Here is a 19,799-nt window from a genome sequence, read left to right as displayed (position 1 = left end):
GGTGCCCCGGTGGCGGTTGCGTGGGATCCTGCGGACCTGGAGGCGCCATCGGGCCGTCCGGGTGCGAAGGGCTTGGCGGCGCATCCGGGTGGGATGGACTTGGCGGTGCGTCGGGAGCTGGCGGCTGCGCGGGAGGCTCAGGCTGGTCTGGAATACTCGGATCGCCCTGCACCGGAACACCTGATTCGTTTAATTGATTCATGGGAACCTGCCTTCCTTCATATCGATCCGACCATTCAACGACGGATCACCGGTGCGATGCAACGGCATTCAGGCTTCGCAAAGCTGGGACAGCAACAGGCCTGGGCGGAAGCTGCCCAGCCCACCTACAAGAGTAGGCGCACGATCGGTGTCGCGATGAGGATGGTCAGGACAACGCGCACGAACCAGATGGCAACCATTTGCGGGATGTTCAGCGGAATCTGCGTTGCCAGGACGCATGGCACCAGTGCCGAGAAGAAGATGATCGCCGAGACGCAAACAATGGCGATCACCATGCGCAGCTCGATCGATTCATGTCCCGCAACCAGGGTCGCTGGCAGGAACATTTCGGCGATGCCGGTCGCCGACGCCTTGCCGGCCAGTAGCGGATCTTCCAACCCGACGATCCAGGCGAAGGGCACGAACAGGTAGCCCAGCCAGTCGAAGACCGGAGTGAAGCGTGCCACCACCAGCCCGAGCAGTCCGACGGAAAGAATGGATGGCAAGATCGCCATCGCCATTTTCAGTCCGTCCCACACATTGGCGCCGATGTTCTTGGCCAGCGACGGTGCCCGCCGAGAGGCTCCCAGAGCTTCGTTCCAGGCCACGCGTGCGCGGTTGCCAGTGACCACCTGTTCCTTGTCGTGCTCCATGCCCAGGTACGTGGTGTCCGGAACCCGGCTCAGCGGCGGAATGCGCACCGAAATGGCAGTCACCGCAAAGGTGACGACCAGCGACAGCCAGAAGTACAGGCTCCAGTGGTCCATCAGATCCAGCGCCTTGGCAACGATCACCATGAAGCTGGCTGACACCGTGGAAAAGCCGGTAGCGATAATGGCCGCTTCGCGTCCGGTATAGCGCCCACCGCGGTACATGCGGTCGGTGATCAGCAATCCCAGCGAGTAGCTGCCAACGAAGGACGCCACGGCATCCACGGCCGAACGGCCTGGGGTACGCCAAATCGGGCGCATGATCGGCTGGCAGAAGACGCCGAGGAATTCCATCAGGCCGTAGCCCACCAGCAAGGCCAGGAAGATGGCCCCCACGGGAACGATCAGGCCTACGGGAATCACCAATTTTTCCAGCAGGAACGGCCCCATGTCCGGATCGTTGAGCCATGCTGGAGCGAAGTCGAACAGCAGGGAGCAGCCGACAACCAGGCCGAGGATGTTCAAGAACGCGAAGACGCCCCGGACCTTTGATGCCTTCCAGCCACCGGTGGCGAAGGGAATAACCGTTCCGCAGACGAGCATCAGCAAGATGATGTACGGAACCACCGGTGCCGCGGCCGTTTGGATCCAGGTAATCAGGTGATCCAGCGGGATGGTGCTCTTGCCGTTGATGGTGATGGGCAGGAAGAAGAACACGATGCCGACGAGGCTGTAGACCACGAATCGCAGAACGACTGGAAACGTGCCTTGGGTTTCAACGCTCGAAGTTGTCATTGGATACCGCTTTTCGATGAGGACAGGGCCGTCAAAATGAATCGATGCGATATCCCATACAACGCGATCTTCGACCGTAAATGTGAGCTGGATCGCTTTTCATGTCCGGGGTTTCAGACTTGCTTTCGATCAGCTGTGCGGATGGAAGAAAGCCCACAGGATGAACGGCCCACTTTTCATGATTCTCATAGGACTAGTCTGTAGGATCGATATAGTCTGCATAGATCCTGCATCTAGCTTTCGGCTGAAAACTCGCGCTCAAGTACGTCTTGGCGCGATGCAGGGAATAACCTAGGGAGTATACATACGCAGCCCTGGGCACTTTCCCATCGGCACAGACGTTTCAACGCAGTACGCAGCATATAGATAGTCCAGCAGAAACGAAGGCACCATTTTGAACGGCAATGCCACCTTTAAGCACCACAACGTTGCGCTTTTATCAGTGAACAGCGTTCTCGCACCAGAGGTGGTGAGCTCGGCAGAATTCGATGAGCGGCTGGCTCCTAGCCTGAAACGCCTGCGCCTGTCCAAGAAGCTTCTGGAACGTGTCTCCGGTGTCAAGGAACGCCGTTGGTGGTCCGACGGTGTCGGCTTTGACGATGCCGCGATCATGGCCGGCAAAAAGGCCCTGGATGCCGCTGGTGTCGACGCCAGCAGCATCGGACTGCTCATCAACACGTCGGTGACCCGCCGCAACCTGGAACCATCGGTGGCCTCCAAGGTGCACAACGGCTTGGGCCTGCCCTCCTCTGCCATGAACTTCGACGTGGCCAACGCCTGCCTCGGTTTCGTCAATGGCATGAGCCTGGCGGCGAACATGATCGACTCGGGCCAGATCAAGTACGCCCTGATTGTTGCCGGCGAGGACTCCAAACCGACCCAGGAAACCACTTTCCAGCGCTTGAACGCCGAGACTTCCACGCGCGATGACTACATGCGTGAATTTGCCACCCTGACCCTGGGCTCTGGTGCCGCGGCTGCGGTCATCGGCCCGGCTGATGCTCACCCGGACGCGCACCGCATTCTCGGCGGCGTATCGCGTGCCGGCACCGAGCACCACGAACTGTGCGTCGGAGGCCCCTCGGGCATGTACACGGACACCAAGGGACTGCTGGACAACGGCCTGGAACTGGTGGTGAACGCATGGAACGAAGCCCATCAGTCGGGTTGGAACTGGAAGTCCATGGACCGCTATGTCACCCACCAGGTGTCCAAGTCCTATACCAACGCCATCATCAAGGCCGTTGGGCTGGTCAAGGACCGTGTGCCGATCACGTTCTCCAAGTGGGGCAACGTCGGTCCGGCCTCCCTGCCGATGACCCTGTCCCAGGAAGCTGATTCGCTGAAGAAGGGCGACCGGGTGCTCTGCATGGGCGTCGGTTCCGGCCTGAACACCGCGATGATGGAGATTGCCTGGTGACCGAGCTGTTCCCCGGTGTAGATGCAATATACTCGGCGTATCTTCAAGTGCCGTCGACCTCGCAGGTGGACACCCCGGGCAGCACGCACCGGTGGCACATCCTGGACAACCATGAAGAACTCCAGCAACGTGGCATCGATCCTGTTGGCACCTTGCTGTGCGTGCACGGCAACCCCACCTGGTCCTACCTCTGGCGCAGCCTGCTGAACCACGTCAGCGAGCAGTCGTTGCCGTGGCGCGTGGTGGCAGTCGACCAGCTGGACATGGGCTTCTCCGACCGGACCGGCACGTTCCGCCGCCTGGCCGACCGGGTCAATGACCTGGGCGACCTGACCCGCGCACTGGGGCTCACCGGCAAGGTCACCACGGTCGGCCACGACTGGGGCGGCATCATCTCCCTGGGCTGGGCTGTCTCCCACCAGCAACAGTTGGAAAACGTGGTGCTGACGAACACCGCGATCCATCCGGCAGGCTTCGAGCTTCCCGCCGCGCTGAAACTCGCCTCCCACCCTGCGGTGCATTCCTGGGGCACCAAGACCTCCCCTTCTTTCTTGCAGGTCACCCACTCGCTGGCGCAGCCGGCCTTGGCTCCTGAGGTCCGCAAGGCCTTCATGGCCCCGTACACCAGCGCCGCGAAGCGCGATGGCGTTGCCAACTTTGTCGCCGACATCCCCTTCTCCCCCGAACACCCGAGCCGTCCTGCCTTGGACGAGATCTCGCAGGCCGTGCGCTCGCTGAAGGTCCCGGCCCTGATGCTCTGGGGTCCGAAGGACCCGGTCTTCTCCGACCGCTACCTGCGCGATCTGCTCTCCCGCCTGCCGCACGCCCAGGTGCACCGCTTCGAGGGCTCCAGCCATCTGGTGGGCGAGGACAACGACATCGCCACCCCGATCTTCCAGTGGCTTGCCGGCGAGAAGGAATCCAGGAGCACCTCGCGCGCCGAATCCCTGGGCGATTACCGTCCGATGCTTGCCGAACTCGATTCGCGCACCGATGACCATTCGACCGCTGTCGTGGACATCAACCCTGCGCGCTCGCTGTCCTGGGCCGAGCTGGGGCAGCGGGTGAACGCCCTGGCCACCGGCTTGCGGCAGATCGGGGTGAAGGCCGGAGACCGGGTGAATCTGCTGGTGCCCCCGGGCATCGAGCTGACCTCGCTGATCTACGCCTGCCTGCGCTTGGGCGCGGTCATCGTGGTGGCTGATGCAGGCCTGGGCACCAAGGGCATGGGACGCGCCATCAAGGGTTCCGGCCCCAGCTTCCTGATCGGCATCGAGCGTGCCCTAACCGGCGCACGGCTCTTCGGCTGGCCAGGCACTAGGATTTCTGCAGACAACCTGCCAGCTGCCAAGCGCAAGCTGCTGGGCGTCGCCCACACTTTGCCCGAGCTCTATGCAGCCGGCGGCAAGGCAGCCACCGGGTCCTCGGCATTCGAGCCGGCCGACCCGGATGCCGACGCGGCAGTGCTGTTCACCTCCGGTTCCACCGGCCCGGCCAAGGGCGTGGTGTACACCCATCGCCAGCTGGCAGCCATGCGCGATACCCTGCGCGAAACCTACAACCTGAAGGCCGGTTCCGCACTGGTGGCAGGCTTCGCTCCGTTCGCACTGCTCGGGCCTGCGCTGGGCGCCACCTCGGTCACCCCCGACATGGACGTGACCGCCCCGCGGACCTTGACCGCACAGGCATTGGCCGACGCGGCGGCCGCCGTGCACGCGACCACGGTCTTCGCCTCCCCCGCAGCGCTAGCCAACGTGCTGGAGACCAAGGATGCGTTGGACCAGTCCCAGCGCGAAACCTTGGCCGGGGTCTCGCTGATGCTTTCTGCCGGGGCGCCGATCCCCGAGCCGTTGCTGGCCAAGGTGCAGGAACTGGTTCCGCAGGCAAAGGTCCACACCCCCTACGGCATGACCGAGGCCTTGCCGGTCACCGATATCGACTTGCCCGGGATCCGCGCTGCCGGAGCGGGCAATGGAGTGTGCGTGGGCACCGCCGTGGCCGGGGCCACCGTTGCCATCGCGCCGATTAATACGTTGGGCGTGACCGGCGATCAGCCGGAGTACACCCCGAATGCCACTGGCGAGATCCTGGTGCGCGCGCCGCACGTCAAGGACCGCTACGACCGCTTGTGGATCACCGAACAGCACAGCAGCTCGATCCCCGGCTGGCATCGCACCGGCGATGTCGGGCACCTGGATGACCAGGGCCGGCTCTGGGTCGAGGGCCGCCTGGGCCATGTGCTGCGCACCGCCAAGGGTGCCATCACCCCGGTGGCGGCCGAGCATGCTGCCGAGTCGGTTGCCGGGGCCGGCCGTGCCGCGCTGGTTGGCGTGGGACCCGACGGAACCCAAGCGGCGGTCGTCGTCATGGAGACCGTGCCCCCGGCCCGCAAGCCGGGCCCGGCCAGCAGCGAACTGGCGCGCCAGGTGCGCTCCGCGGTCGCTGCCACCGGCACCGAGGTGGCCGCCGTCCTGGTGGTGCCCAACCTGCCAACGGATATCCGCCATAATTCCAAGATTGACCGGGCCGCGCTCGCCGACTGGGCTACCGCGACCCTCGCTGGTGGAAGGATCCGCAAGCCATGAATTCATCGGAAAATACTGGCACTGCCCGTCGTGTTCTGGTCACCGGCGCCAGCGGCATGCTCGGCGGCGCTGTGGCCCAGCTGTTGCGCGACAAGGGCCACCATGTGCGCACCTTCCAGCGTGGAGCTTCCGCCTCAGCCACCGATGAAGTCCGCGGCTCGCTGACCGATCAGCAAGCTGTAGCCGCCGCCGTTGAGTCCATGGACGCGGTCATCCACCTGGCGGCCAAGGTCTCCTTCACCGGTGCGTGGGAAGACTTCGTCGCCACAAATATCACGGGTACCAGCAACCTGCTCGAAGCGTCCAAGGATGCAGGGGTCAAGGATTTCGTCTTCGTCTCTTCGCCTTCCGTAGCCCACTTTGGCGCTTCACTGGCTGGCGCCGGTGCGGGCCAAGCTGATCCGGATAAGGCACATGGATCCTATGCGCGATCCAAGGCCGCCGCTGAGTTGCAGGCGCTGGGCGCGGATTCGCCAGCGTTTCGCGTGACCGCGATCCGTCCGCACGTGGTGTGGGGTCCAGGCGACACCCAGCTGGTGGAACGTGTCATCCAGCGAGCCAAAGCCGGACGGCTGCCGTTACTGGATCAGGGTGCGGCACTGATCGACACCACCTATATCGACAATGCCGCTGAAGCAATTGTCCGCGGACTGGAACGCATGGATCACGCCCATGGGCGGGCCCTGGTAGTTACCAACGGCGAACCGCGGCCAGTGGGCGAGCTGATCGCCGGCATCTGCCAAGCAGGCGGCGCCCCGGCGCCCAAGCTGAACGTTCCAGGCTGGCTGGCCCGTGGCGCCGGATCGGTCATCGAGAAGCTGTGGCTTGCCGCCGGTTCGCGCAACCTGGTGCAAGATGAACCTCCGATGACCCGCTTCCTAGCCGAGCAGCTGTCCACCGCGCATTGGTTCGACCAGCGCGAAACCCACGAGGTTCTCGATTGGAAACCTGAAGTGGGCATCGATGAAGGCTTGCAGAAGCTGGCGGAGCATTACCGCGCATCCTGACACCGCTTAGCGATCAGCGCGGTGCAGCCCCGAAGCCTTGGGGGAAGCTTCGGGGCTGCATTCCTGCTTAGCTGGCATTTCTCCGTTTTGGGGGAACGGGTGAAAAGCCTGCAGGTCTTTTCAGGCGATGTTGGCAATCGCCGAGTTCTGGATAACGACGGCACCCTCCTCGACTAGGTGAGTCAAGACGCCGGCGGCCGGTGCGTTGATTTCCATGTCAATCTTGTCCACGGCAACTTCTGCAATCAGTTCACCTTCGGCCACGGTGGCTCCGCTATCCACAAACCAGGTGGCAACGGTGCCTTCAGCATCGGGGTCTTTCTCGGAAAGTACGGGGAATAGTACCTGGCTCATCGTCCCACCTGCTTCAATACTGCTTCCTTAATTCGTGCCGGCGTCGGCAATACCGTGTGTTCCAGCGTCCGAGCGTATGGGATTGGAAGATCTGGATTGGCCACGCGGCCAATCGGCGCCTTCAAGATGGTTGGATCATGCTCCGCGATCCGGGCAGCGATCTCACCGGAAAGGCCAAAGGATTGGTAGTCCTCGTCTACGATGACCAGATGTCCGGTCTTGGTTACCGAGTCGATAATCGCCCGGGTATCCATGGGAACAATGCTGCGCAGGTCGATGACCTCGACATCCACGCCCTCACCGGCCAACTCCTCGGCCACGTCCAGTGCGTGGTGCACCGAAAGCGAAAGCGTCACGATGGTGACATCCTTGCCGCTACGCGGTACCGCGGCCTTGCCGATCTCCACGACGTGGTCCCCTTCAGGAACCGGACCAATCGAACGGCGGTTCTTCTTCATCCACGTCAAGCCTTGGATGCCCTTGTGGTACATGAACACCACGGGGTTGTCGTCGCGGATCGCCGCGGTCATCAGTCCAGCTGCATCCGCTGGGTTGCTAGGCACCACGATCTTCATTCCCGGCAGGTGGGCGAAGGTGCCCCACAGGCATTGCGAGTGCTGCGCGCCGTCTGAGTAGCCGCCTCCCACTGCGGTGGTCAGCACCAGCGGAACCTTGACGTTGCCGCCGGATTCATAGTGGATCTTGGCCATGTGGTTGTAGATCTGATCCATGCAGACGCCGAAGAAGTCCACGAACATCAATTCCACAATCGGGCGCATGCCCTCGGTGGCAGCACCGATCGCAGCGCCGATGAAGCCTGTTTCGGAGATGGGCGTATCGATGATCCGCTCTGGCCCGAAACGCTCCAGCAAGCCGGTAGTCGAGGAGAAGATGCCGCCGTAGGGTCCCACATCCTCACCCATGACGAACACATTTTCATCGCGTTCCATTTCCCGGGCGATCGCCTCAACGGTGGCCTTGGCAGTATTCAGGCGGCGAGTGCCTGTCGCATCCGTAGTCATTTCATGCTCCTTATTCGCTATGCGAAAACGTAGTCGCCGGCGGTGGATGGATCAGGTTCAGGGCTGGATTTGGCGAATTCCACTGCTGCTTCCACCCGCTTGACCGCTTCACTGCGGGTTTGCTCAACGAAGGAATCGTCAATGACCCGTGCATCGCGCAAGGTCTGCTCGTAGGTAGGAATCGGGTCGCGGCCCGGAACTCCTTCCAGATCGGAGCGGTATCCCTGGGCATCGCCTTCGAAGTGGCCCCACAGGCGCAGCGTGCTCACTTCCAGCAAGCTCGGTCCCCCGCCATTGCGTGCCCGTTCAAATGCCTTGCCGGCTTCTTCGTAGACGGATTCAACAGCGTTGTCTTCAACCCGGACTCCGGGAATGCCGTAGGCTGCTGCTCGCACCGCATTGGATGGCACCGAGGTCGACTGCGAGCGCGGAACCGAGATTCCCCAGTCGTTGTCTTCCACCACGAAGATCACTGGCATCTTCCATAGGGCCGCAAGGTTCAGCGATTCGTGGAAGGCACCCTGATTGGCGGCGCCTTCACCGGCTACTGCGATGGCCACATTATTGGTGCCTCGGCGCTTCATGGCCAGGGCCTGGCCGACGGCTACTGGCAAGCCTTCGCCGATGATTCCGGAACAGGAGAATTTGGCTTTCGGATCAAACAGGTGCATGTGTCCGCCTCGACCGCGGCCTAGCCCGTCAACCCTGCCGAAGATCTCGGCGGTCATCGCATTGATCTCCACGCCGTGGGCCAGTGCGAAGTGATGCGGACGGTGCGTCGCGGTGACGGAGTCGCCTTCGGTTGCATGCGCGCAGACTCCGGCGGCTACTGGTTCCTGTCCTGCGGCCAGGTGCATTTCGCCGGGAATCAGGCCAGCACCAATATCGAATACCGGCTTTTTATCGGCGTGATACTCACGCAAGATCGTCTCTTCGTATGTCCTGATCAATACCATCTGCTGGTAAAGCTCACGTTGAGTGTTCGAATCCATGTCCCCTCCTTGGGCCGAGGACTCAATCATGTAACCCGTGTCACATGCTCAACAAGAGAAGGAATTTCAAATGGTGATAAGAGGTGTCCCCATGGCCAACCCCAACCTGCGAGCGGCGCGCTTCAGGCTCACCGTTTCTTGCCCAGCCAACGTGCGCTGCGAGGGTAGTGAAACAGCAACAGCACCAACCAAGCCATTGGAACGGATCGGGGCGGCATGGCAGCTGATCCCCAGCAGGTACTCTTCCTTATCCGACCAGATGGGAACATTCTCGGCCAGGCTGCGCTCCAGGTTGCCCTTGCTGGTGATGGTGTTGGGCGTCAGGTCATGCAGGTCATGGCTGTTGATGTAGGCATCGCGCAATTCCTCGCTCAAGTTGGCCAGGATCGCCTTGCCAAATGCCGTGGCATGGCCCGATTCATGGATGCCCACCCACAGATCCACACTGCGACCTTCAGGCCCTTCGACCATGGCGAGCAAATGGATTTCGCCTTCTTGGTAGGTAGTCAAATAGGTGGCCGCACCCAGCTCGGCGCTAAGTGAGCGCAAAACTGGCCTTATACGAGGAAGGAATTCTTGCACGGTCTCGTTCTGGACGGTCAGCGCTGAGGCGCCTATCGCATACCCGCCGTCTACCTTGGACAGATACCCCTCGAACTCCAAAGTCCGCAGCAGATGGTAAGTGGTCGGCAAAGGAAGCTCTGTCATGCGTGCCAACTTTTTCGCAGGCAAAGGCATAGCGCTGGACGCCACAGCTTCAAGCAGGCGAAGCGCTTTTTGCACCGAACCAATCAGGGTAGGTTCCGCCAACTTGCACCCCCAAGAACAGAAGAAGACCCCACTGCTTCATCAGTGATCCACATCATACCCCAGTGATATTGATGCCCAACAGGGAGCCGATTCAACATCCATCGCACTCCAGAAGCACTTTCCCGATACGCGCACGAAACCTTGGTACTTGCTTTTCTGCCCTCCGGTAGCGCTGGGCTATGTTGTTTTGATGAGCAACAAGATTTCCTATCAGGGCGAAGCCGGTTCCAACTCGAATATGGCTTGCACAGAACTTTTCCCCGATATGGAAGCGGTGCCCTGCGCCAGCTTTGAAGATGCTTTCTCCATGGTGGAAAACGGCGAAGCGGACTTGGCCATGATCCCTATCGAGAATTCGCTGGCCGGACGCGTTGCCGATATCCATGTCTTGCTGCCCGAATCGGATCTGCAAATCGTTGGCGAGCATTATCTGCGGATCCGCTTCGACCTGCTGGGACTTCCCGGTTCCACTATCGAAGGCGCAAGTGAAGTCCACAGTCACATTCATGCTTTGGGGCAGTGCCGCAAGATCATCCGCGAGCACCAGCTGACCCCGGTCATTGCCGGTGACACGGCGGGCTCTGCTCGAGAAGTACGCGATTGGAACGATCCCACCAAGCTGTCCTTGGCCCCTCCCCTGGCCGCTGCTCTTTATGGCTTGGAAGCACTGGCCACTGGCGTAGAAGATGACCAGACCAATACAACACGATTTGTCGTGCTTGCGCACAAGCAGGACATCCCAGCCCGATCCAGCATGCCAGAATCACTGGTCACCACTTTGGTCTTCCAGGCTCGCAACGTACCCAGCGCCCTATACAAAGCCCTGGGCGGTTTCGCGACCAACGGCGTGAACCTCACCCGCCTGGAAAGCTACATGGTGGGCTCCGGGTTTGCCGCTACGACATTCATGGTGGATATCGAAGGCCACCCCGATGACCTCCCGGTACGCCGGGCACTGGAGGAGCTGGACTTCTTCACCTGGGAAATCAAGATCCTAGGCACCTACCCGGCCAGCGAGCATCGGCAAAATGCCGTAGCCTCGTTCGTCTAGCCGGACAGTTTTGAAACGGGTGGCTTCTTTGCGCGGATTCTTTGACGGACCCCTACTAGGCGGATCTGTCCAAGCCGCCGGCTAGCTGTTCCACGAATAGCGGCGTTCTGGACGCCCTACTCCCCCGTAGCGCAGATTCACCTGCGCCAAGTTCTCCTCGGCAAGGTACTCCAGGTACCGGCGGGCGCTGACCCGGGAGGTCCCGAGCTTTTCAGCCGTTTCGGTGGCCGAGATGGGTTCGGCGGCTTCCTTGACGATGTTCTGGACCAGCTCCATGGTTTCGGCGCTGCAGCCTTTGGGAAGCGGCCGGCGCTTGTTCCCGCCAAGTCCGAACAGCCTGTTCACATCGGCTTGCTGCAGTTCCTTGTCTGCGGCATCGCCAATCGGCTGGTAGGTCTTCGCGTAGTGCTCCAGCCGCTCGCGCAGATCTTCGCGTGAGAAGGGCTTCATCAGATAGTGGACTATGCCGCCTCGAAGCGCCCGACGCACGGTATCCATTTCCCGCGCCGCACTGATCACCAGCACATCCAGGTCCGGCTGGACTTCGCGCAGCCGCTGCAGCAGGTCCAGTCCGTTCATATCCGGCAGATGGATATCGAGCAAGATGAGATCCGGGGACATGGCGGTGACGGCCTTGAGCGCGTCCCCGGCCGAGTGCGCGACGCCAACCACGGTGAACTCCGGCTCGCTGTTGACGAAACCTGCGTGCACCTTGGCAACCATGAAGTCATCGTCGATCACCAGTACTTTGATCACTTCTTGCGTCCTACTTCCTGAGCGTAGCGGTAAACCGGGCGCCGCTGGCATTGGCAGCTGCGAGCTCCCCGCCGCGGCGTCGGCAAACAAGGCGGCTGATGGCAAGTCCAAAGCCCCTGCCGCCGGAGACAGCGCTGTCCTTGGTGGAGAAGCCCTGAGTGAAGATCTCATCGATGGCATCCTCGGCGATCCCTTCACCATTGTCACTCACGACGATCCGCACCATGTCATTGGTGTCTTCGATACCGACTTGGATCTCTGGATTCGGGCCTGAAGCAGCCGCGTCCATCGCATTGTCGACGAGATTGCCGATCACCGTGGTCAGATCCCGCGCCAGCTGGTCCTCGCACCGGCCCAGCGCCGAGTTCGGCACCATCGCCAGGTGCATCCCGCGTTCGGTGGCGACGCTGGATTTGGCAATCAGCAGCGCGGCAATCGTGGGTTCTGCGATGCAGGCGGAGACGTCCTCGAAGATCTTGCTCCTGCTGAAGCTCACGCCATCGATGAAGCCCACGACCTCGTCGTATTCCTCGAGCTGGATCAACCCGGAAATCGCGTGCAGCTGGTTGGCGAATTCGTGGGTCTGCGCCCTGAGCATGTCGGCCGTGGCCTTGCTGTCGCCCAGTTCCTGCTCCAGCAGGGTCAGTTCGGTCTTGTCGCGGAAGGTGGTGACGGAGCCCAGGTCCCGTCTGGCGGTCTTGACCGGCATGCGGTTGAACACCAGGACCCGCTCGCCGACAAGGAATTGGCGGTCGGGCTGCTCCTGGCTGGTGTTCAGCGCGTGCCGCACCTGCGGTGCCACCTCCAATTCGTCCAGGGTCTTGCCGACGCAGTCATCGGGCAGTTGCAGTAGCTCGACGGCGATGTCATTGGCCAGCATCACCCGGCTGTCCGGAGACACCGAGATGATGCCTTCCTTGACCCCGTGCAGCAGGGCCTCTCGGTGCTCGAACAGCTCGGCGATTTCGCCCGGTTCCATCCCGCGGGTCTGGTGCTTGACCCTGCGCGAGAGCAGCACCGAGCCGGTGGTTCCCAGCACCAGGGAAATAAGCAGGGTGGCCAAGGCGCTGGGAGCGATATCCTGGATCATCTCGGCGGTGCTGGGATAGCTTTGGCCGGCGCTGACAATGCCGACCATCTTCCCGTCGTCATCCAGCACCGGTACCTGGGCGATCAGCACATGGTTGCCATTGCGCCAGATTTCCCCGGTCCATCCGCGGCCTTCGGCGACAGCTGATTCGGGGTGCAGGATCGAGGTTCCAACTTCATCGGGGTAGCTGGAGGTGATGACGGTGCCCTGGGGATCGGCAATGATCACGAATTGCAATCCCGAGGTGCTGCGCACCGATTCACCCATGGCAGGCAACGCCGAGCCCATTTCCGGCTCCGCTTGCGGAAGCAGAACGCGCAGCAGCGGGTTGGCGGCCAGCGATTCGGCTGCCGAGAGGCTGCGGCGCCCCTCGATCTTCTCGAAGTTATTGGTGGCCTGGGTCAGCGCGACCGTGATGACTCCGGCGAGCACCACCGCGATAATCAGCAATTGCAGGACCAGGTACTGTCCGGCCAGGGTCATCTTGCGGCGCGGGTAGAGCTGAGCGAGAAATAAACGCACGGTCTTCATTGCCTCGCCCCCAAAATTCCAGAATTCCGTTGCGCCCCCGGCAAGCCCCGCTGGGCGGCTTGCAGCTGGCACTGTGCTACCTTATCGAAGATTCGAATGGTTCAGATCACAATTTCTGGTTACACAATGAACAGTATTTTCTTTGAGTACGCAAGAGTGACCTGCTTCACCATCGCGCATATGTTGGAATCACTCGCAACCCCGATGAAAGCAAAGAGGCTGAGTCAACATGAAACCATTCAAGTCCTTCCGTGCGCTGACGGCGCTGGCCGCGGCTGCCGCGCTTGCACTGACCGCCACCGGCTGCGGCGTGACCTCCGAGACCTCCAGCACCGACGCTGCAGAGTCCAAGGGCCCAATCGCGAACCTTCGCATCATGGTGCCTAACACGCCAGGCGGCGGCTACGATACCACCGCTCGCGTTGCCGCCAAGGTGATGGATGACGCTTCGCTGGCCAGCAACCCAGAAGTCTTCAACCTTGCAGGTGCCGGCGGCACCGTCGGCCTGGCCCGCATTGTCAATGAAAAGGGCAATGGCGATTTGGCCATGCTCATGGGCCTGGGCGTGGTCGGTGCCAGCTACACCAACGAAACCGACGCCAAGCTGACCGATACCACGCCGATTGCCAAGCTCATCGAAGAGCCCGGAGCGATCATGGTGTCCAAGGATTCGCCATACAAGACCATCGATGACTTGGTGAAGGCCTGGAAGAAGGATCCGAGCAAGCTCTCGGTCGGCGGCGGCTCCTCCCCGGGCGGACCGGACCACCTGCTGCCGATGCAGCTGGCTGAAGCCGTGGGCATTGATCCCAAGGACGTGAACTTCGTGTCCTACGACGGCGGCGGCGATTTGCTTCCTGCCATCCTGGGCAACAAGCTGGCTTTCGCGGCCTCTGGTGCCGGCGAGTACATGCAGCAGATCGAAGAGGGCTCCGTGCGCGTGCTGGCCACCAGCGGCGAGGAGCGACTCGAAGGCGTGGACGCACCAACCCTAAAGGAATCGGGCATCGACCTGGTGTTCTCCAACTGGCGCGGCCTGGTGGCCCCACCGGAGATCTCCGAGGAGGACAAGTCCAAATGGGTCAACCTGATCACCGAAATGCATGATTCGGCCGAATGGCAGGAAGCCTTGAAGACCAACGGCTGGAGCGACGCCTTCATGACCGGCGATGAGTTCTCCGCCTTCCTCACCGAGCAGGACGAGCGCGTTGCCAACGTCCTGAAAACCCTGGGTCTGGCGTGAGCGAAGTAAGCACCGCAAAGAAGAAACGCGTCGAACTCCTGTTCGCCGCGTTTCTTCTTATCGTCGGAATCATCGTGTTTGTTGATGCGTCGCAGCTGCATGTGACGTACTCCCAGGCAGACGTTGTCGGCCCCAAGGCCCTGCCCTACGTCGTCTCGGGCATTCTTGTTCTTTCAGCCATTGCCTTGGCCATCACCGTGATGCGCGGCAACCTCGCCGAGGGCGAAGAAGGCGAAGACGTGGATCTGAGCCAGCCCTCGGATTGGAAGGTCCTGCTGCCGCTGATCGGCGTCTTCGTGCTGAACCTGCTGATCGTGAACTGGGCCGGCTGGGTCATCTCCGGAACCATCATGTTCTTCGGCGCGGCGACCTGCCTGGGCGCCCGACGCTGGGTTTTGACCTTGGTCATTTCCCTCGCACTGGCTCTCGGTTCCTTCTACGGCTTCTACCTTGGCCTGGGCATCAAGCTTCCGGCCGGAATCCTCTCGGGGGTGCTGTAAGTGGAAACTCTTGATCTCTTGATGGGTGGCTTCGCCTCGGCGCTGACCCCGATCAACCTGCTCTTCGCCTTCGCCGGAGTCCTCCTGGGCACCGCCGTCGGCGTACTGCCGGGCATCGGCCCGGCCATGGCAGTGGCACTGCTGCTGCCCCTGACCTTCGGCATGGAAACCTCAAGTGCGCTGATCATGTTCGCGGGCATCTACTACGGCGGCATGTATGGAGGGTCGACCACCTCGATCCTGCTCAATACCCCTGGCGAATCCGCGACAGTCATCACCGCCATCGAAGGCCACAAGATGGCCAAGGCGGGCCGGGCGGCGCAAGCTCTGGCCACCGCGGCCATCGGCTCGTTCGTTGCCGGCACCATCGGCACCGCGCTGCTGGTGACCGTTGCCCCGATCGTCGTAAAGTTCGCCGTGAGCCTGGGCGCGCCGAGCTACTTCGCAATCATGGTCCTCGCTTTGGTCACCGTGACCGCCGTGCTGGGTTCTTCCAAGATCCGCGGTTTCGCCGCCCTGGGCCTGGGCCTGGCCATCGGCCTGGTCGGCATGGACCCGGTCGCCGGGCAGAGCCGCCTGACCTTCGGCTTCGCGCCACTGGTCGACGGCATGGACATCGTGGTAGTCGCCGTGGCGATCTTCGCCATTGGCGAGGCGCTGTGGATTGCCGCGCACCTGCGCACCAGTCCTGCACGCACCATTCCGGTGGGTGCCCCGTGGATGGGCAAGGAAGACTGGAAGCGTTCGTGGAAGCCCTGGCTTCGCGGCACCGCCTACGGGTTCCCCTTCGGCGCGCTGCCTGCCGGCGGTGCCGAAGTTCCGACCTTCCTCTCCTATGTCACGGAGAAGAAGCTCTCCAAGCATCCGGAGGAGTTCGGCCACGGCGCCATCGAGGGCGTTGCCGGCCCGGAAGCTGCCAACAACGCCTCGGCCGCTGGCACGCTGACTCCCATGCTTGCCCTGGGCCTGCCCACCAATGCCACCGCTGCTGTGATGCTGGCGTTCTTGACCATGAAGGGCATCCAGCCCGGTCCGTTGCTCTTCGAGAATGAACCCGATTTGGTATGGGCGCTGATTGCCAGCTTGTTCATCGGCAACACGCTGCTGCTGCTGATCAACCTGCCTTTGGCACCGCTATGGGCTAAGTTGCTGAAGATCCCGCGCCCCTACCTGTATGCGGGCATCTTGTTCTTCGCTACGCTCGGTGCCTTCTCGGTGAACATGCAGGTCGCCGACCTCTGGCTGCTGCTGATCATCGGCTTGCTGGGCTTCGCCTTGCGCCGCTTCGGCCTCCCGGTGCTTCCGCTGATTCTGGGTGTCATCATCGGCCCCATGGCCGAGGAACAGCTGCGCAAGACCTTCCAGCTCAGTGCCGGCGAGGTCTCGGGGCTGTGGAGCGAGCCGCTGGCCGTGGGCATCTACGTGCTCATCGCCTTCCTGCTCCTGCTGCCGGTGCTGATCTCCATCATCCGGCGCAAGCGCGGAACCGGATCGGACGTTGCCGTACCCCTGCTGGGCGAGAACGCAGCTGGCGGCGACCAGACCGAGCTGGCAGAGCCTGCCCACCGCAATGAGCACAGCCACGGTGCTGGAAGGAATGAATCATGACAATCGTAGTGGGGTACATCCCCTCGCCCGAAGGCGAAGCCGCCCTGGAACGGGCAATTATCGAGGCTAGGCGCAACGAGGCCCGATTGATCGTGGTGAACTCCTCCAAAGGCGACCAGCTGGTAGACGACAGGCTCATTGATGCGAAGCAGTATCACGAACTGGAAGCCCGGCTTGCTGAGGCAGGCATCGATTTCTGGATTGAACGCCATTCCCAGGGAGCCGATGCGGCAGACCAGATCCTGCACATCGCCGAGGCGCAACGTGCCGAGCTGATCGTGATCGGTCTGCGCAAGCGCACGGCCATGGGCAAGTTCCTCATGGGGAGCAATGCGCAACGGATCCTGCTCCAAGCCTCCTGCCCGGTGCTTTCGCTGAAGGCATCCAGCGACTGGTAACCCTGCCAGTCCTTCGCGCGAAACGGCCGATGGCCCGCACCCCTGGTGCGGGCCATCGGCCGTTGTCCCTACTTCTGGTAGGGGTTGGCTGGCGGATTGTTGTTGCCGCCATTGGCTGTTGGATCCTGCGGCTGCTGCGGAGCCGGCGGATTTCCCGGGTGCGGGCGGTAGCCGCCGTCTGCCGGCGGGATGCCGCCGGCCAGGCGAACCAGTTCAGTGGTGTTCTCCGCGGTGCGGATCTGCGCCAGCAAGGATTCGAGGCTTGCACGGACCAGAACCAAGTAGACCAGGGACACCAAGGGACCGACGATCAAGAGCATCAGGAAGCCGAGCATTGCATCGGACATGAACCCTGTAATCACCAGTCCGAGGTAGCCGATAGCCAACAGGACCATGATCAAGATGTATACGATCTTGATGATCGATGGCGTGATGAACTGCCTGAAATCCAAGTCGAAGAGGGACTTCACCGTATTTCCTGCTTTCTTTAGAGAAATCGTGCTGTCACACCCACGCTATCGAATTTCTCAGGAATCGCACAGTAGCTGAAGCGGAATATCATCATTTGTTGCAAAAAATTTCTCCAACAATTCCCGAACAGTCACTGCAGCTATTCCCCCCAAGCTACGCCAGGGCCTAGACTGGTGGAATGCCAAGCCCACTGAAACCGACCGTCATCCCTGCCCGATTGCAAGCCGGAGACGCCGTCAGGGTCATCGCACCCTCGTGTTCCCGCACCTTCGTGATGGAATTCGACAATACGCAGTGGGTCAATGAACGCTTCGATGCCATGGGGCTCAAGCTGGAATTCGGCGAGCACGTGGATGAGAATGACGATTTCGACAGCTCATCCATCCCATCGCGCGTGGCCGATCTGCATGCCGCGTTTGCTGATGCATCTGTCGCAGGGATCATCTCGGTCATTGGCGGCTTCAATTCCAACGAGCTGCTACCCTACCTCGACTGGGAGCTCATTGCCGCCAACCCCAAGGTCTTCTGCGGCTACTCGGATTTCACCGCGCTGGCCAACGCCGTGCACGCCAAGACCGGGTTAGTGACCTACATCGGCGCGCACTGGTCCAGCTTCGGCATGCGCGATCACTTCGAGCCGACCGGCCAGTGGTTCCGGGCCGCAACCCACGAGCATGCCTGGAGCATCGAGCACGCCACTGAATTCACCGACGACCTGTGGTTCATGGACCAGGACAATCGCAGCGTCAACGCAAGCAGCGGACCATGGATCCTGAACGAAGGCGCTGCCACGGGCATGGTGATCGGCGGGAACCTGGGCACGCTGAGGCTACTGCAGGGAACCGAGTTCATGCCGTCATTGGACGGGGCTGTACTATTCGTCGAAGACGACGGCGCCGCGGACGTCCACGAATTCGCGCGCAGCCTTGCCTCGCTGCTGCAGATTCCTGGAGCCGAGAAAATCCGCGGCCTTGCCATCGGCCGATTCCAGCTCGAATCAAGCATCACCCGCAGCCTGCTGGAGCAAGTAATCGCAAAGCACCCGATTCTGCAGGATCTTCCGGTAGTGGCCAACCTCGACTTCGGGCATACCTCGCCGATGTTCACCATACCGATCGGCGGATACGCAACGCTCTCGACCAGCGATGATGCAGTCCAGCTGCGCTTTGCGCATGCACGGAATCAGCTGAGCTGAAACAAGGGCAAAGGCAAAAGGAGGACCTAGCCAGGATTTCCTGGCTAGTCCCTCCTCCCGTGGCCTTCCAACCCGTTTGGTGTTCTGCGGCCCGGTCCCTTTGACGGTCTAGGTGTAGTTCCCCGTGAGGTTGTGAACACGATCTGACGGAGTAAGACCACCGATCCCGGTATGGGGTCGATGATAATTATAGTGATGAAGCCAGGCGCCGTAGGCTGCGGCCCTGGCTTCTTCGCTGTCATAAGCCCTCACGTACGCCCATTCCTGCGACAACGTCCGGTTGAACCGTTCGACTTTCCCATTGGTCTGAGGCCGATACGGTCGGGTGCGCCGGTGCTTCACGCCCGGCCCCAACGCCTGGGCGAACACCTTGGAACGGTAGCAGGAACCGTTATCGGTCATCACCGCGGTGACGACAATGCCAGCCGCGGCGAAGAATCCACGGGCTCGCTGCCAGAACCCGGCTGCGGTTTCCTTCTTCTCGTCGTTGAGGATTTCGGAATAGGCCAGCCGCGAATGGTCGTCGACCGCGTGATGCAGGAAAAGATAGCCCCGTGACCCCTTGGCGCCCTGGCGTGCCGCACGGTCCCGCGCGGCACCGGCCTGGCGGTCTTGGGCTGAACCGCGACCATGCGCGCGCCAGCCTCCGCCCTTTGGGATGCGGCCCAGTTTCTTGATGTCCACATGCACCAGCTCGCCCGGTGCCTGCTTCTCGTAGCGCACAGGGCGGGGCTTGCGTACCGGCAGCCCGGTGGTTTGGTCCAGATGCGCCAGTTTGGGCATCCGGTAGCGGTCCAGGACGCGTCCGACGGTGCTACGGGGAATGCCGAGGTGGTAGCTGATCCGGTGCGGTCCCCATTGCCGGTTGAAGCGTAGGGCAATGATGCGGCGTTCGCTCTTGCGGCACAGTCGTGTCGGAGAGCAAACAGGGCGTGAGGAGCGGTCGCCGAGGGATTCGTTGGCATGGTATCTCGTTGCCCATTTTTTGGCTGTTGCGGGCGAGACCTGGAATCGTTCGGCGGCGCGGCGGATGGGCCAGTGCTCATCGATGATCAAGGAAGCTAGGCGTCGTCTTCCTTCGGGCGTCAGTGGTGCGTTAGCGTGGGACATGAAGACCTCC

At 61.8% G+C, this 19,799-nt stretch carries 18 protein-coding genes; 9 read left to right on the top strand and 9 right to left on the bottom strand.

Going from position 1 to position 19,799, the window contains the following annotated elements; genetic code table 11:
* Positions 1-326: 326 nt before the first annotated feature.
* Complete coding sequence (locus tag ACLQ8T_RS04975) at positions 327-1,646, bottom strand: YjiH family protein (protein WP_413455868.1); 1,320 nt, start codon at positions 1,644-1,646, stop codon at positions 327-329.
* 394 nt (positions 1,647-2,040) lie between these two features.
* On the opposite strand from ACLQ8T_RS04975, the gene ACLQ8T_RS04970 reads away from it, so the two are divergent.
* The 3 genes from ACLQ8T_RS04970 to ACLQ8T_RS04960 are packed head-to-tail and all read left to right on the top strand — an operon-like array spanning position 2,041 to position 6,658.
* Positions 2,041-3,066, top strand: a complete 1,026-nt coding sequence (locus tag ACLQ8T_RS04970; RefSeq protein ID WP_413455867.1) for a 3-oxoacyl-ACP synthase III — start codon at positions 2,041-2,043, stop codon at positions 3,064-3,066.
* The gene (locus ACLQ8T_RS04965; protein ID WP_413456373.1) at positions 3,060-5,651 is read left to right on the top strand and encodes an alpha/beta fold hydrolase; all 2,592 of its coding nucleotides are present in this window, start codon (positions 3,060-3,062) and stop codon (positions 5,649-5,651) included. Before ACLQ8T_RS04970 ends, ACLQ8T_RS04965 begins: the two co-directional genes overlap by 7 nt.
* Positions 5,648-6,658, top strand: coding sequence for an NAD-dependent epimerase/dehydratase family protein (locus tag ACLQ8T_RS04960; protein WP_413455866.1), 1,011 nt, complete (start codon positions 5,648-5,650; stop codon positions 6,656-6,658). Before ACLQ8T_RS04965 ends, ACLQ8T_RS04960 begins: the two co-directional genes overlap by 4 nt.
* 120 nt (positions 6,659-6,778) lie before the next feature.
* On the opposite strand, the gene ACLQ8T_RS04955 is transcribed toward ACLQ8T_RS04960, so the two are convergent.
* From ACLQ8T_RS04955 to ACLQ8T_RS04940, 4 genes are all read right to left on the bottom strand, one after another.
* The gene (locus ACLQ8T_RS04955) at positions 6,779-7,012 is read right to left on the bottom strand and encodes a biotin/lipoyl-containing protein (RefSeq protein ID WP_413455865.1); all 234 of its coding nucleotides are present in this window, start codon (positions 7,010-7,012) and stop codon (positions 6,779-6,781) included.
* Complete coding sequence (locus ACLQ8T_RS04950) at positions 7,009-8,034, bottom strand: alpha-ketoacid dehydrogenase subunit beta (RefSeq protein ID WP_413455864.1); 1,026 nt, start codon at positions 8,032-8,034, stop codon at positions 7,009-7,011. Before ACLQ8T_RS04950 ends, ACLQ8T_RS04955 begins: the two co-directional genes overlap by 4 nt.
* 17 nt (positions 8,035-8,051) lie before the next feature.
* Positions 8,052-9,026, bottom strand: a complete 975-nt coding sequence (locus tag ACLQ8T_RS04945) for a thiamine pyrophosphate-dependent dehydrogenase E1 component subunit alpha (RefSeq protein WP_413455863.1) — start codon at positions 9,024-9,026, stop codon at positions 8,052-8,054.
* Between the two features lie 66 nt (positions 9,027-9,092).
* Positions 9,093-9,836, bottom strand: coding sequence for an IclR family transcriptional regulator (locus tag ACLQ8T_RS04940; RefSeq protein ID WP_413455862.1), 744 nt, complete (start codon positions 9,834-9,836; stop codon positions 9,093-9,095).
* A gap of 190 nt (positions 9,837-10,026) precedes the next feature.
* Between ACLQ8T_RS04940 and ACLQ8T_RS04935 the strand changes: the two genes are divergently transcribed.
* Positions 10,027-10,887 carry a prephenate dehydratase gene (locus ACLQ8T_RS04935; protein ID WP_413455861.1) on the top strand — a complete coding sequence of 287 codons (861 nt, stop codon included), beginning with the start codon at positions 10,027-10,029 and terminating at the stop codon, positions 10,885-10,887.
* 81 nt (positions 10,888-10,968) lie between these two features.
* On the opposite strand, the gene ACLQ8T_RS04930 is transcribed toward ACLQ8T_RS04935, so the two are convergent.
* Both ACLQ8T_RS04930 and ACLQ8T_RS04925 read right to left on the bottom strand, forming a co-directional pair.
* Positions 10,969-11,643 (bottom strand): response regulator, encoded by a 675-nt coding sequence (locus tag ACLQ8T_RS04930; RefSeq protein WP_413455860.1) that lies wholly within the window; start codon positions 11,641-11,643, stop codon positions 10,969-10,971.
* A 10-nt stretch (positions 11,644-11,653) separates the two neighbouring features.
* Complete coding sequence (locus ACLQ8T_RS04925; protein WP_413455859.1) at positions 11,654-13,264, bottom strand: ATP-binding protein; 1,611 nt, start codon at positions 13,262-13,264, stop codon at positions 11,654-11,656.
* A 229-nt stretch (positions 13,265-13,493) separates the two neighbouring features.
* On the opposite strand from ACLQ8T_RS04925, the gene ACLQ8T_RS04920 reads away from it, so the two are divergent.
* From ACLQ8T_RS04920 to ACLQ8T_RS04905, 4 genes are read left to right on the top strand one after another with little or no spacing between them, the layout of a single operon-like run.
* A complete protein-coding gene (locus ACLQ8T_RS04920; RefSeq protein ID WP_413455858.1) occupies positions 13,494-14,507 on the top strand; it encodes a Bug family tripartite tricarboxylate transporter substrate binding protein in 1,014 nt (337 codons plus the stop codon).
* Positions 14,504-15,007: a tripartite tricarboxylate transporter TctB family protein gene (locus ACLQ8T_RS04915; RefSeq protein WP_413455857.1), complete on the top strand. Its 504-nt coding sequence runs from the start codon at positions 14,504-14,506 to the stop codon at positions 15,005-15,007. The genes ACLQ8T_RS04920 and ACLQ8T_RS04915 overlap by 4 nt, the downstream gene beginning before the upstream one ends.
* A 21-nt stretch (positions 15,008-15,028) precedes the next feature.
* Positions 15,029-16,615, top strand: a complete 1,587-nt coding sequence (locus ACLQ8T_RS04910) for a tripartite tricarboxylate transporter permease (RefSeq protein WP_413456372.1) — start codon at positions 15,029-15,031, stop codon at positions 16,613-16,615.
* Positions 16,612-17,013, top strand: coding sequence for a universal stress protein (locus tag ACLQ8T_RS04905; RefSeq protein WP_073706764.1), 402 nt, complete (start codon positions 16,612-16,614; stop codon positions 17,011-17,013). Before ACLQ8T_RS04910 ends, ACLQ8T_RS04905 begins: the two co-directional genes overlap by 4 nt.
* A gap of 68 nt (positions 17,014-17,081) precedes the next feature.
* On the opposite strand, the gene ACLQ8T_RS04900 is transcribed toward ACLQ8T_RS04905, so the two are convergent.
* Positions 17,082-17,483: a DUF4282 domain-containing protein gene (locus ACLQ8T_RS04900; RefSeq protein ID WP_413455856.1), complete on the bottom strand. Its 402-nt coding sequence runs from the start codon at positions 17,481-17,483 to the stop codon at positions 17,082-17,084.
* Between the two features lie 179 nt (positions 17,484-17,662).
* Here ACLQ8T_RS04900 and ACLQ8T_RS04895 point away from each other — a divergent pair, with 179 nt between their 5' ends.
* Positions 17,663-18,679, top strand: coding sequence for a S66 peptidase family protein (locus ACLQ8T_RS04895; RefSeq protein WP_413455855.1), 1,017 nt, complete (start codon positions 17,663-17,665; stop codon positions 18,677-18,679).
* 108 nt (positions 18,680-18,787) lie between these two features.
* On the opposite strand, the gene ACLQ8T_RS04890 is transcribed toward ACLQ8T_RS04895, so the two are convergent.
* Positions 18,788-19,789, bottom strand: coding sequence for an IS481 family transposase (locus ACLQ8T_RS04890; RefSeq protein WP_413455854.1), 1,002 nt, complete (start codon positions 19,787-19,789; stop codon positions 18,788-18,790).
* Positions 19,790-19,799: the final 10 nt, after the last annotated feature.

The organism is Glutamicibacter sp. FR1 (genome assembly GCF_047300825.1).
In the GTDB taxonomy this organism is placed as follows: domain Bacteria; phylum Actinomycetota; class Actinomycetes; order Actinomycetales; family Micrococcaceae; genus Glutamicibacter; species Glutamicibacter nicotianae.
This window is presented reverse-complemented; position numbering and strand designations above follow the sequence as displayed.

Bases quoted from the DNA above. Each gene is read 5' to 3' on its own strand.
- ACLQ8T_RS04895 (WP_413455855.1), top strand. From the start codon at position 17,663: ATGCCAAGCCCACTGAAACCGACCGTCATCCCTGCCCGATTGCAAGCC.
- ACLQ8T_RS04960 (WP_413455866.1), top strand. From the start codon at position 5,648: ATGAATTCATCGGAAAATACTGGCACTGCCCGTCGTGTTCTGGTCACC.
- ACLQ8T_RS04925 (WP_413455859.1), bottom strand. From the start codon at position 13,264: ATGAAGACCGTGCGTTTATTTCTCGCTCAGCTCTACCCGCGCCGCAAG.
- ACLQ8T_RS04945 (WP_413455863.1), bottom strand. From the start codon at position 9,026: ATGGATTCGAACACTCAACGTGAGCTTTACCAGCAGATGGTATTGATC.
- ACLQ8T_RS04910 (WP_413456372.1), top strand. From the start codon at position 15,029: ATGGGTGGCTTCGCCTCGGCGCTGACCCCGATCAACCTGCTCTTCGCC.
- ACLQ8T_RS04935 (WP_413455861.1), top strand. From the start codon at position 10,027: ATGAGCAACAAGATTTCCTATCAGGGCGAAGCCGGTTCCAACTCGAAT.
- ACLQ8T_RS04905 (WP_073706764.1), top strand. From the start codon at position 16,612: ATGACAATCGTAGTGGGGTACATCCCCTCGCCCGAAGGCGAAGCCGCC.
- ACLQ8T_RS04920 (WP_413455858.1), top strand. From the start codon at position 13,494: ATGAAACCATTCAAGTCCTTCCGTGCGCTGACGGCGCTGGCCGCGGCT.
- ACLQ8T_RS04955 (WP_413455865.1), bottom strand. From the start codon at position 7,012: ATGAGCCAGGTACTATTCCCCGTACTTTCCGAGAAAGACCCCGATGCT.
- ACLQ8T_RS04975 (WP_413455868.1), bottom strand. From the start codon at position 1,646: ATGACAACTTCGAGCGTTGAAACCCAAGGCACGTTTCCAGTCGTTCTG.
- ACLQ8T_RS04950 (WP_413455864.1), bottom strand. From the start codon at position 8,034: ATGACTACGGATGCGACAGGCACTCGCCGCCTGAATACTGCCAAGGCC.
- ACLQ8T_RS04890 (WP_413455854.1), bottom strand. From the start codon at position 19,789: ATGTCCCACGCTAACGCACCACTGACGCCCGAAGGAAGACGACGCCTA.